The organism is Streptomyces sp. AF1A (assembly GCF_047340315.1).
Classification (GTDB): Bacteria; Actinomycetota; Actinomycetes; order Streptomycetales; family Streptomycetaceae; genus Streptomyces.
Genome location: NZ_JBLEBI010000021.1, coordinates 35,097 through 46,681 on the forward strand (window position 1 = coordinate 35,097; position 11,585 = coordinate 46,681).

11 protein-coding genes and 1 tRNA gene are annotated in these 11,585 nt (G+C 70.5%); 6 read left to right on the forward strand and 6 right to left on the reverse strand.

The annotated features are described in order from the left end of the window. Nucleotides 1-52: 52 nt before the first annotated feature. The 4 genes from ACLU3S_RS09960 (at nt 53) to ACLU3S_RS09975 (ending at nt 4,863) form a co-directional block, all read left to right on the forward strand. Nucleotides 53-1,045, forward strand: coding sequence for a carbohydrate ABC transporter permease (locus ACLU3S_RS09960; protein ID WP_413951382.1), 993 nt, complete (start codon nt 53-55; stop codon nt 1,043-1,045). A gap of 14 nt (nt 1,046-1,059) precedes the next feature. Further along, a complete protein-coding gene (locus tag ACLU3S_RS09965; protein ID WP_413951383.1) occupies nt 1,060-1,983 on the forward strand; it encodes a carbohydrate ABC transporter permease in 924 nt (307 codons plus the stop codon). A 207-nt stretch (nt 1,984-2,190) separates the two neighbouring features. After that, on the forward strand, nt 2,191-3,648 hold the full coding sequence (locus tag ACLU3S_RS09970) for a GH1 family beta-glucosidase (RefSeq protein ID WP_413951384.1): 1,458 nt from the start codon (nt 2,191-2,193) through the stop codon (nt 3,646-3,648). A 159-nt stretch (nt 3,649-3,807) separates the two neighbouring features. Then, nucleotides 3,808-4,863, forward strand: coding sequence for a LacI family DNA-binding transcriptional regulator (locus ACLU3S_RS09975; RefSeq protein ID WP_413951385.1), 1,056 nt, complete (start codon nt 3,808-3,810; stop codon nt 4,861-4,863). 186 nt (nt 4,864-5,049) lie between these two features. Here ACLU3S_RS09975 and ACLU3S_RS09980 read toward each other — a convergent pair. From ACLU3S_RS09980 to ACLU3S_RS09995, 4 genes are all read right to left on the reverse strand, one after another. Further along, a tRNA-His gene (locus ACLU3S_RS09980) sits at nt 5,050-5,122 on the reverse strand. Between the two features lie 116 nt (nt 5,123-5,238). Further along, the gene (gene orn, locus ACLU3S_RS09985) at nt 5,239-5,841 is read right to left on the reverse strand and encodes an oligoribonuclease (protein WP_413951386.1); all 603 of its coding nucleotides are present in this window, start codon (nt 5,839-5,841) and stop codon (nt 5,239-5,241) included. Nucleotides 5,842-5,965: 124 nt separating this feature from the next. Beyond that, the gene (locus ACLU3S_RS09990) at nt 5,966-7,189 is read right to left on the reverse strand and encodes a helix-turn-helix domain-containing protein (RefSeq protein WP_413951387.1); all 1,224 of its coding nucleotides are present in this window, start codon (nt 7,187-7,189) and stop codon (nt 5,966-5,968) included. 379 nt (nt 7,190-7,568) lie between these two features. After that, the gene (locus tag ACLU3S_RS09995) at nt 7,569-7,838 is read right to left on the reverse strand and encodes a hypothetical protein (protein ID WP_413951388.1); all 270 of its coding nucleotides are present in this window, start codon (nt 7,836-7,838) and stop codon (nt 7,569-7,571) included. A gap of 310 nt (nt 7,839-8,148) precedes the next feature. Here ACLU3S_RS09995 and ACLU3S_RS10000 point away from each other — a divergent pair, with 310 nt between their 5' ends. Together ACLU3S_RS10000 and ACLU3S_RS10005 are read left to right on the forward strand one after the other, a co-directional pair. Beyond that, nucleotides 8,149-8,676 (forward strand): universal stress protein, encoded by a 528-nt coding sequence (locus ACLU3S_RS10000; protein WP_413951389.1) that lies wholly within the window; start codon nt 8,149-8,151, stop codon nt 8,674-8,676. 126 nt (nt 8,677-8,802) lie between these two features. Beyond that, a complete protein-coding gene (locus ACLU3S_RS10005; RefSeq protein ID WP_413951390.1) occupies nt 8,803-9,363 on the forward strand; it encodes a GPR1/FUN34/YaaH family transporter in 561 nt (186 codons plus the stop codon). A gap of 83 nt (nt 9,364-9,446) precedes the next feature. On the opposite strand, the gene glmS is transcribed toward ACLU3S_RS10005, so the two are convergent. Both glmS and ACLU3S_RS10015 read right to left on the reverse strand, forming a co-directional pair. Continuing rightward, nucleotides 9,447-11,264, reverse strand: a complete 1,818-nt coding sequence (gene glmS / locus ACLU3S_RS10010; RefSeq protein WP_413951391.1) for a glutamine--fructose-6-phosphate transaminase (isomerizing) — start codon at nt 11,262-11,264, stop codon at nt 9,447-9,449. Nucleotides 11,265-11,290: 26 nt separating this feature from the next. Beyond that, the gene (locus ACLU3S_RS10015) at nt 11,291-11,548 is read right to left on the reverse strand and encodes a hypothetical protein (RefSeq protein ID WP_413951392.1); all 258 of its coding nucleotides are present in this window, start codon (nt 11,546-11,548) and stop codon (nt 11,291-11,293) included. Nucleotides 11,549-11,585: the final 37 nt, after the last annotated feature.

Below are 11,585 nucleotides of genomic sequence, written 5' to 3' on the forward strand. Positions count from 1 at the left end.
CCTCGCCTCCCACCCCGTACCCGGCCCAGACCTCCAGGGAAGGACTCCCTCCGTGGCAACGACAACCCCCACACGGGGTGCCTACACCCCGCCCCCCGGCGGCTCCGGCGCCGCGCCGAACGGGCGCAGCAAGTGGCGCACCCGCCTGTGGCGCTTCGACGACAAGGTGTCGCCGTACGCCTATGTGGCACCCTTCTTCCTCGTCTTCGGCGCCTTCGGGCTCTACCCCCTCCTCTACACCGGCTGGATCGCCCTGCACCGTGTGGAGCTGACGAGCCTCGACCAGTCCCAGTGGGTCGGCTTCGACAACTTCTCCAGGATCCTGCAGGACTCCGAGTTCTGGACGGCCGTCGCCAACACGTTCATCATCGGCGTCATATCGACCGTCCCGCAGCTCCTCATGGCCCTCGGCCTCGCCCACCTGCTCAACTACAAGCTGCGCGCCAGCACCTTCTGGCGGACCGTGATCCTCACGCCGTACGCCACCTCGGTGGCCACCGCGGCCCTGGTGTTCGCCCTGGTCTTCCGCGCCGACGGCGGCATCCTCAACTGGGTGCTGCACTTCTTCGGCGCCGGCAACACCGACTGGGGCAACGGCCACTGGTCGTCCAAGATCGCCATTTCGGTGATCGTGATCTGGCGCTGGACCGGCTACAACGCCCTGATCTACCTGGCGGGCATGCAGTCGGTGCCCACCGAGCTGTACGAGGCCGCCTCGATCGACGGAGCCACGCGGTGGCAGCAGTTCCGCAAGGTGACCATCCCCTCGCTGCGGCCGACGATCCTGTTCACCATCGTCATCTCGACCATCGGCTCCATGCAGCTGTTCGGTGAGCCGCTGCTGCTGCAGGGCGGCACGCTCGGGTCCATCGGCGGCAGCGACCACCAGTACGAGACCCTCAGCGTCTACCTCTACAACTACGGCTGGAAGCTGGGGCACCTCGGCCCGGCCTCGGCCGTGGCCTGGGCCATGCTCGTCCTGCTGCTGCTGATCGCCCTGATCAACTGGATCGTCGGCCGGCTCGTGCACAAGAGCGCGGCCTGACGGGAGCGATATCGATGACCACGACCAGTCCCACCAAGACCACGGCGCACGGCCTTCCCGCAGCGCCCTCCGCGGCCGGCCCGGTCAAGGGCCGCGCACGCTTCAAGGTCGGCGCCGGCGAGCAGCTCAAGGGCGGCCCGTTCACCTACATCGCGCTGATCGTCGTCGGCCTGGGTTCGCTCTTCCCGCTGTACTGGACGCTGGTGGCCGCCTCGCACGACCAGCAGCGGGTCCTCGACAGCCCGCCCCCGCTCCTGCCGGGCGGCCGGCTGTGGACCAACCTCCAGGCGGCCTGGGACCAGGCCAACCTCGGCAAGGCCCTCGTCAACACCGTCATCGTGGCCGGCTGCATCACCGCGGCGACCCTGTTCTTCTGCACCCTGGCCGGCTACGCCTTCGCCAAGATGCGCTTCAAGGGCCGCAACGTGCTGATGACCGCCGTCATCGCCACCCTGACGATCCCGCCGCAGCTCAGCGTGGTTCCGCTGTTCATGCTCATGTCGGACATCGGCTGGGGCGGCAAGCTGGAGTCGGTGATCTTCCCGACCCTGGTGGGCGCGTTCGGCGTGTTCTTCATGCGCCAGTACCTGCTGGAGGCCCTGCCCTACGAGCTCATCGAGGCGGCCAAGGTGGACGGGGCGAACAACCTGCGCATCGTGTGGAGCGTGGTCCTGCCCGCGGCCCGCCCGGCGATGATGGTGCTCGGCATGCTCACCTTCGTCCAGGCCTGGAACGACTTCTTCTGGCCCTTCCTCGCGCTGAGCCAGGACAACCCCACCATTCAGGTCGCGCTCGGCCAGCTCAGCGCCTCCTACACCCCCGACCAGAGCATCGTCATGGCCGGCGCGCTGATCAGCACGCTGCCGCTGCTGGCCGTCTTCGTGATCTTCGGCAAGCAGATCGTCGGAGGCATCATGGCCGGCGCCGTCAAGGGCTGATCCCGCGGCGGCAGGGTTCGGCCCGCCGGCCGGGCCCGCCGCCCGTCCGCCGTCGCGTACGGCTCGTCCTCCCCGTAAGGACGGGCCGTACGGGGCGGGCACCCAGCCCCCGCCGCCGGCCTGCCCCTGTCCGTCCCCTTCCCCCTTCCCGTCAGCGCCGGACCCCTTCGTCCGCGCTTTCCACCCCATTTTGGGAGCGCTCTCACCATGACCGCCGTACGACCCGAGACCAGCGCTGCGCAGGCATCGGACACCTCCTTCCCGACGGACTTCGTCTGGGGCGCCGCCACCGCCGCGTACCAGGTGGAAGGCGCCGCCGCCGAGGACGGCCGCACGCCCTCCATCTGGGACACCTTCAGCCACACGCCCGGCAAGGTCCGCAACGGTGACACCGGTGACATCGCGGCCGACCACTACCACCGGTACCGCGACGACGTGGCGCTCATGAAGGACCTGGGCCTGAAGGCGTACCGGTTCTCCATCTCCTGGTCCCGGGTGCAGCCGACCGGCCGGGGCCCGGCGATCCAGGTGGGCCTGGACTTCTACCGCCGCCTCACCGACGAGCTGCTGGAAGCGGGCATCACCCCGGTCGCCACCCTCTACCACTGGGACCTGCCCCAGGAACTGGAGGACGCGGGCGGCTGGCCGCAGCGCGACACCGCGCACCGCTTCGCCGACTACGCCGAGATCATGGCCCAGGCCCTGGGCGACCGCGTCGGCATCTGGACCACCCTCAACGAGCCCTGGTGCTCGGCGTTCCTCGGCTACGGCTCCGGTGTGCACGCACCCGGGCGCACCGACGCCGCCGCGACCCTGCGCGCCGCGCACCACCTGAACCTGGCCCACGGAAAGGCGATCGGGGCGCTGCGCGCCAACCTGCCGGCGTCCGCCCAGACCTCCATCACCCTCAACCTGCACCAGGTGCGCCCGCTCACGGACAGCGCCGGTGACATCGAGGCCGCCCGCCGTATCGACGCGGTCGGCAACCGGGTCTTCACCGGTCCGATCCTGGACGGCGCCTACCCCGAGGACCTGCTCGCCGACACCGGGCACATCGTCGACTGGGGCCGGCTCGTGCAGGACGGCGACCTGGCGGAGATCTCCCGCCCGATCGACGTGCTCGGCGTCAACTACTACTCGCCGACCGTCGTCTCGAAGCCCGTCGACGGCCGGGCCAGCACGAAGAACGACGGCCACGGCGCCAGCGACCACTCCCCGTGGACCGGTTCCGAGGATGTCGCCTTCCACCTGGCCAACGACCGGCTCACCGCGATGAACTGGGCCATTGACGCGAACGGGCTGCACACGCTGCTGACCGATCTGGCCGCCTCGCACCCCCGCCTGCCGCTGATGGTCACGGAGAACGGCGCCGCCTTCGACGACTACATCTCCCCCGAGGGCCGGGTGAACGACCCGCAGCGGATCGAGTACCTGCACTCCCACCTGGACGCCGTCCGCCGGGCCATGGCCGACGGGGCGGACGTGCGCGGCTACTTCCTGTGGTCCCTGCTGGACAACTTCGAGTGGTCGTACGGCTACTCGAAGCGCTTCGGCGCGGTCTACGTCGACTACTCCACCCAGCGCCGCATCCCCAAGGCGAGCGCCCACTGGTACGCCGAGGTGATCCGCCGCAACGCGCTGCCCGCCGGAGACGAGCGGAGGTAGTCGGCACGGCCGGCCGCGTGGCGCCGCCGGGCGACGGTCGCGCCACGCGACGGGCCGCCGAGGACGAGGGTTTCGCCGAAGAGGGACCATGGGGTCGGGGGAGGCCGGTCCACGGCTGTTACATTCCTGGCGTGGAGCTGTGAACGGAAGGCGACGACTATGGCGGTCAAGGGCGAGCGGGGCCGGGGCACTCGGCGGCCGACCCTGGAGGAGGTCGCCGCCCGGGCCGGCGTGGGCCGCGGCACGGTGTCGCGGGTGATCAACGGCTCACCCCAGGTCAGCGAGGCGACCCGGGCGGCCGTGGAGGCGGCCGTCCTCGAACTCGGCTACGTTCCCAACAACGCGGCCCGCGCCCTGGCCGCCAACCGCACGAACGCGATCGCGCTGGTCGTTCCCGAGCCGGAGACCCGGTTCTTCTCGGAGCCGTACTTCTCCGACATGCTCAGCGGCGTGGGCGCGGAACTGGCCGACACCGACATGCAGTTGCTGCTGATCTTCGCGGGCAGCGACCGCGAGCGGTGCCGGCTGGCCCAGTACCTGGCCGCGCACCGGGTCGACGGGGTGCTGCTGGTGTCGGTGCACGCCGACGACCCGCTGCCCGACCTGGTGGCCCAGATGGAGATCCCGGCCGTGATCAGCGGCCCGCGCTCGGCGGTGGAGACGCTGCCCTCGGTGGACTCGGACAACTACGGCGGCGCCCGCTCGGCGGCCGAGCACCTGCTGGCCCGCGGCTGCCGCACGATCGCCCACATCACCGGACGTCTCGACGTGTACGGCGCCCAACGCCGCGTCGAGGGCTACCGGGACGCCCTGCTCGACGCGGGGTACTCCGCGGACGACATCCTCGTGGAACAGGGGGACTTCACGGAGGAAGGCGGCCGCCGTGCCATGGCCAGGCTGCTGCGGCGCAGCCCCGGCCTGGACGCGGTGTTCGCCGGCTCGGACGTCATGGCGGCCGGGGCCCGTCAGGTGCTGCGCGAGGAGGGCCGCCGCATCCCCGACGACGTGGCCCTGGTCGGCTACGACGACTCGGCCATCGCCCGCCACATGGATCCGCCGCTCACCAGCGTCCGCCAGCCGATCCAGGAGATGGGCCGCGCGATGATCGAACTCCTTCTCGGGGAGATCGCGGGCAGCCGTCGCGCCGGCTCCCGCGAGCCGGAGCAGCGGCAGCTGGTGCTGCCCACGGAACTGGTGCCCCGGGCCTCGTCATGAGGGAACCGGTGCCCCGGGCCTCGTCGTGAGAAGCGTGGCCCCGGGGCCGACCCCGGGCCCGTGCGCGGGACCACCTCCGAGAGCGACACCCGGTACGGCAGCCGCAGGGGGGGCACCAGTATGGCCACGGGGTCACGAAAGAGGCCGATGACTGCGTCACCGCATGTCATCGGCCTCTCTACGGAGGGTGAGTGACGGGACTCGAACCCGCGACATCCTGGACCACAACCAGGTGCTCTACCAGCTGAGCTACACCCACCACGACCGGCGGTTGAACTCGTCGTTTCCCCGACCGGCCGAGAAGAAGTCTACAGGGTCCGAAGGGGTGCTCGCGCACAGGTTTTCGCGCGGGCCACCGAGCGGACCCCGGTCGGCCTACTGGGCGGGCAGCACGTACTTGGCGGCGATGGCCCGCGCGGTGTCGGTGTCGGGGCCGGGCTGCGGGACGAAGACGGCCTCGCGGTAGTAGCGCAGCTCGGCGATCGACTCGCGGATGTCGGCGAGCGCCCGGTGGTTGCCGTTCTTCTCCGGGCTGTTGAAGTACGCCCTCGGGTACCAGCGGCGGGCCAGCTCCTTGATCGAGGACACGTCGACGATCCGGTAGTGGAGGTAGTCCTCCAGGGTCGGCATGTCCCGCAGCAGGAAGCCGCGGTCGGTGCCGACGGAGTTGCCGCACAGCGGGGCCTTGCCCGGCTCCTTCACCCACTCCTTCACATACGCCAGGACCTGCTCCTCGGCGTCCTGAAGGGTCGTGCCGTTCGGGAGCTCCTCGAGCAGCCCGGACGCGGTGTGCATCCGACGCACCACCTCCGGCATCGTCTCCAGCGCCTGCTCCGGCGGGCGGATGACGATGTCCACCCCCTCGCCGAGCACGTTCAGCTCGGCGTCGGTGACGAGGGCGGCCACCTCGATGAGAGCGTCGTCGGACAGCGAGAGGCCGGTCATCTCGCAGTCGATCCACACCATGCGATCGTTCATGCGACCACCCTAAAGCTGGCGTCCGCTTTTGGGATGCCCCGTGCCGGTGCGGGCCTCGGGGGCCCGCGCCCGGAGCCGGGGAAGAAGAAGGGGCGAGCCACTGCTCGCCCCGTCTCTCTCGCTCTCAGCTGCCGCTGCGTGGCCCCGGCAGCAGCCCCACCGCGCCCGCCGTCTGCCGGCGGCTCTGCAGGGGCACGCCGCTGTCCCGCTCCGAGTGCAGGACGGAGGGCACGTGGCCCACCGCGGCGCCCGGTCCCGGCATCCCCGCGGGCGGGGCCGGCTGGCCGGGCTGCGGCACAGGCGCATCCGCGTCGCCGGGCTTGTCGCCCTGCGGCCTGCGGGCCCGGTAGGCGGCCCGGTAGGCGGCGGGGGAGGAGCCGAGCTGGCGGCGGAAGTGGCCGCGCAACGCGACCGGCGAGCGGAAGCCGCACCGGCCCGCGACCTCGTCCACGGAGTAGTCGGACGTCTCCAGCAGCCGCTGCGCCTGGAGCACCCGCTGGGTGATCAGCCACTGCAGCGGCGCGCTCCCGGTGAGCGAGCGGAACCGGCGGTCGAACGTGCGGCGGCTCATGTAGGCGCGTGCCGCCAGGGTCTCCACGTCGAACTGCTCGTGGAGGTGTTCCAGCGCCCAGGCGACGACCTCGGCGAGCGGGTCGGCGCCGATCTCCTCGGGTAAAGACCGGTCGAGGTAGCGCTCCTGACCGCCCGACCGGCGCGGCGGGACCACCAGGCGCCGGGCGAGCGCGCCGGCCGCCTCGTTGCCGTGGTCCGTCCGCACGATGTGCAGACAGAGATCGATTCCGGCCGCCGTGCCCGCGCTCGTGAGCACGTCGCCGTCGTCGACGAACAGCTCCCGCGGATCGACGTGCACCGACGGATAGCGCTTGGCCAGCGTCGGCGCGTACATCCAGTGGGTGGTCGCCGGGCGCCCGTCCAGCAGTCCGGCCGCGGCGAGCACGAACGCGCCCGTGCACAGCCCGACGATGCGGGCACCCTCCTCGTGGGCCCGGCGCAGCGCCTCGAGCGCCTCCTCCGGCGGCGGCGAGGTGATCGAGCGCCAGGCCGGTACGACGACCGTGCCGGCGCGCGATATCGCCTCCAGCCCATGTGGTGCGGTGAGTTCCAGGCCCCCTGTGGTCCGCAGTGGGCCTTCCTCGCCGCCGCACACCAGCAGTCGGTAGCGCGGCACTCCGGCGTCCTGGCGGTCGATCCCGAACACCGAAAGCGGTATGGAACTCTCGAAGATGGGGCCGCCGCTGAACAGCAGCACCGCGACGATCTCCTTGCGGCGGCGCCCGGACAGCTTCCGGGCTGCGGTTTCCGGCGCGGCAGTGGAGTCGTGGCTCATACTGCTAAGCCCCCCTCGGTGGTCGCGGCTCCTCGGTTGTGTCGCTCCTGCACGTTTCCCCTCGGTCCTGCACGAGTCCCCCGCCGTAAAGACAGTCAAGATCGAATCTACTGGTTCCCGCGGTCTGACGGTGACCAGTTCCGAATGCGGCACATTGTCGACATGACAACTTGGCGTGAAGCATTCGATCACGAAGCGTTGCACTCGCGGGGCGTGCAGGGAAGTACGCCTCGTCGCAGTGGCCAAACCGCATAGGGTGCGCAGCGCCCCGCAGACCCTTTTCGTGCAGGTGGAACGGGGGTTGAGGGGTGCTCGGCGCCCCTCCGGGGCGATATTCAGAAGTTGGCTGAAAAGAAGCGTTCTCAGGCGCGGAAACAGGTCAGTCGCCCGGTGTCTGTCCCCGGGTGTGACGTCCACCTCTTTGCGCGGGGCAACGCCGGGCGACCCGCTCGGAGCGGCGCAGCAGCAGCCGGCACACGGCCGTGACGGCGGCCAGCCCCAGCGCGGTGCCGGCCGCGCCGGCCAGCGAGGTGCCGTACCAGAGGAGGACCACGGGGACGAGGACGCAGCTGAAGGCGGCCCAGCGGATCACATCGCTCGCGGTGTCCGGCGCGGCGGGCTGCTCGCTGCTGGATCCGGGTCCGGGCATGTCGTACTCCCTGTGGCGGTGGCTCATCCGTGATCAACGCCCGTCCGGCCGGTCGGTCACCGCTCGCGCATCCGTGAATCCTGTGCAAACCGCCTGTACGGGGCAGCAACCATTGCGTTACGGGCGTCGCTCGTGCATGCTCCGGTGAACCCCTGTGGAGGTCGGGGGCTTACGGAGCGTGCGCGGGATCTGGGCTCGGGAGGCGTGCCGCCGTACCCTTGGGGGTATGGGGTTGGGAAGATGTTTCCCGGACACAGCTCCGCCGCACACTGTCGTCCCACCCAAAAAGGATCACAACGCCGAGACAGCCATGGCCGGTCACGAATTCTTCGAACCCGCGGACCGCAAGCGGCCGGTCGCCGATCCCACGGCGGCCGATCCCCTGGCGGCGGAAGAGCCACGCCCCTCCTGCGATCCCGCCTTCCGTCATGGAGTCGTCGTCGGCTTCGACGGCTCCACGTCCAGTGAGCGTGCCCTCGCCTACGCGATCGGCATGGCCCACCGCTCCCACTCCGGCCTGATCATCGTGCACGTGGCCAACCGGCTGCCCACCACCGTGTGGGCCGGCTGCGAGCCGCCCGTCTTCGTGGACGTGCCGGACCACCGCACCGAGGTCCTGGGGCTGGAACTGGCCTGCGCGGACTATCTGGCCGAGGTGCCCTGGATCCTGGTCGAGCGCGGCGGCGACATCTGCCACGAACTCGAAGAGGTGGGGCGGGAGTACGAGGCGGACGCGATCGTCGTCGGCTCCACGCACGGCATCGTCGGCCGGATCTTCGGCTCGGTCGCGGGACGGCTCGCCAAGCGGGCGCGGCGGCCCGTGATCGTCATTCCGTAGACGTCTCACGTGCCGTCAACTCTCTTTGTGCAGCGCGAAACTACTCGCGCGTAGAGGTGGTTTGTGCCCTTGTGAAGGGCATATATCGGTCACCGCACAACTGCACATGCATGAAGGGAGCCCGCCGTGGACAACGACGTCTCTGCGGGAAGCGCAAGCACCACCGTGGTCGGCCGACTCGCCCTGGGTATCACCCTGTTGGCGTTCGGGATCGGTACGACCGGCGTGATCGACGGCGTGGCGGCGTCCGACGCCGTGTCGCTGGCCCACTACGTGGGCGGGGTCGCGCTGTTCCTCGTCGGCCTGCTGGCCTTCCGTGCCGGTGAAAGCGCCTCCGGTACGGCCTTCGCGGCCCTCGGCGCGCTCTGGTTCACCTGGGCCGTCGGCGGTCACGGGTCGGCCCATGCGGCGGGGCTGTTCCTGCTGCTGTTCGCCCTCGTGGCGCTCACGCTGACCCTCGCGGGCGGCGACAGCCTCGGGCAGGCCATGTACGGGCTGCTGTTCCTGGCCATGCTCGTGCTCGCCGTCGGGCAGTTCGCGGACAGCTCCGTGCTCACCAAGGTCGGCGGCTGGGTGGCCGCCGTCTCCGGGGCGGTGGCGTGGTACGCGGCGACCGCGGCCGTCGCGCACTGGCCGACGGCGCTTCCCCGGCGTGCCGCAGGCCGGGGGGTGACGGCCACCGGCTGACAACAGGCGGCACTGGCAGGACCCCCACGTGTTCGGTGGCGTACGTGGGGGTCCTGCCGTGTCCGTCCGGCTTCTGCCGGCTGCTATTCGACGGTCACCGACTTGGCCAGGTTGCGCGGCTTGTCGATGTCGCGGCCGAGGGCCTTCGCGGTGTGGTAGGCCAGCAGTTGGAGCGGGATGCCCATCAGGATCGGATCCAGTTCGTCCTCGTTCTTGGGGACGACGACGGTCTGGTCGGCCTTCTCCTGGTGCTGGTGGGCCACGGCGAGGATCCTGCCCGAGCGGGCCTTGATCTCCTCCAGGGCGGCGCGGTTCTTCTCCAGCAGGTCGTCGTCGGGGACGATCGCGACCGTGGGCAGGGCCGGCTCGATCAGGGCCAGGGGGCCGTGCTTGAGCTCGGAGGCCGGATAGGCCTCGGCGTGGATGTAGGAGACCTCCTTGAGCTTCAGGGAGGCCTCGCGGGCCACCGGGTAGCCCCGGACGCGGCCGATGAAGAGCATCGAGCGGGCGTCGGCGAACTGCTCCGCCAACTGCCGGATGTCCTCCTCCTGCTTGAGGATCTCGGTGATCTGCTGGGGCAGCCTGCGCAGGCCCTCGATGATCCGCTTGCCGTCGCGGACGGAGAGGTCGCGGGTGCGGCCGAGGTGCAGGGCCAGCAGGGCGAAGGCGACCGTGGTGTTGGTGAAGCACTTGGTGGAGACCACGCAGACCTCCGGGCCCGCGTGCACGTAGACGCCGCCGTCCGCCTCGCGGGCGATCGCCGAGCCGACCACGTTGACCACGCCGAGGACGCGGGCGCCCTTGCGCTTGAGCTCCTGGACGGCGGCGAGGACGTCGTACGTCTCACCGGACTGGGAGACCGCGACGTAGAGGGTGTCGGGGTCGACGACCGGGTTGCGGTAGCGGAACTCGGAGGCGGGCTCGGCGTCGGCGGGGATGCGGGCCAGCTCCTCGATCATCTGGGCGCCGATGAGCCCCGCGTGGTAAGAGGTGCCGCAGCCGAGGATCTTCACCCGGCGGATCTGCCGGGCCTCGCGCGCGTCCAGATTGAGGCCGCCGAGGTGCACGGTGGAGAAGCGGTCGTCGATGCGGCCGCGCAGCACGCGGTCCACGGCGTCGGCCTGCTCGAAGATCTCCTTGTGCATGTAGGTGTCGTGGCCGCCCATGTCGTACGACTCGGCCTCCCACTCCACGGTGGTGGGCTCGGCCGTCGTCCGGGTGCCCTCGGTGGTGTAGGTGCGGAAGTCGTCGGCCTTGAGGGTGGCCATCTCGCCGTCGTCGAGGGTCACTATCTGCCGGGTGTGGGTGACCAGGGCGGCGATGTCGGAGGCGACGAACATCTCCTTCTCGCCGATGCCCAGGACGACCGGGGAGCCGTTGCGGGCCACCACGATCCGGTCGGGGAAGTCGGCGTGCAGCACGGCGATGCCGTAGGTGCCCTCGACCAGCCGGACCGCCTGGCGGACCTTGTCCTCGAGCTTGTCGGCGGTGGAGCGGGCGATGAGGTGGGTGAGGACCTCGGTGTCGGTCTCGGACAGGAACTCGACGCCGTCCGCCTCCAGCTTGCGGCGCAGGTCGGCGGCGTTGTCGATGATGCCGTTGTGGACGACCGCGACCTTGTTGTCGGCCGACATGTGCGGGTGGGCGTTGACGTCGGAGGGGGCGCCGTGGGTGGCCCAGCGGGTATGGGCGATGCCGGTGGTGCCCCTGAAGCGCGCCGGGACCTTGGCCTCCAGGTCGCGCACCCGGCCCTTGGCCTTGACCATCTTCAGGCCGGGCGCCTTCGGGGAGGTGACGACGATGCCCGCGGAGTCGTACCCGCGGTACTCCAGCCGCTGCAGGCCCTCCAGGAGGAGAGGGGCGACGTCACGCTTCCCGATGTATCCGACAATTCCGCACATGTATATGTATCTCTCAGCCTGGCGTCTCAGCCGTAGACCATGCGGCGCAGCTGCCTGAGCGTCAGCTCCGGCGGCGCCACCGCCCGGTATTTCAGGTCCGCCTCGATCCGTTCGAAGATCTCCGCGTTCACCAGGCCCTGGGCCTGGAGTTCGCGGTGACGGCGGCGGACGAACTCCTGGGTCGTCTCGTCGAAGTAGGCGAGCACGTCCTGGACCACGCGCAGCGCCTCGCCCCGGCTCAGGGGCGTGGACCGCATCAGATGATCAAGAAGTTCGTCGTGCACCCGGTAGATCCTGGGGTACGAGCCGCCGTTTCGCAAG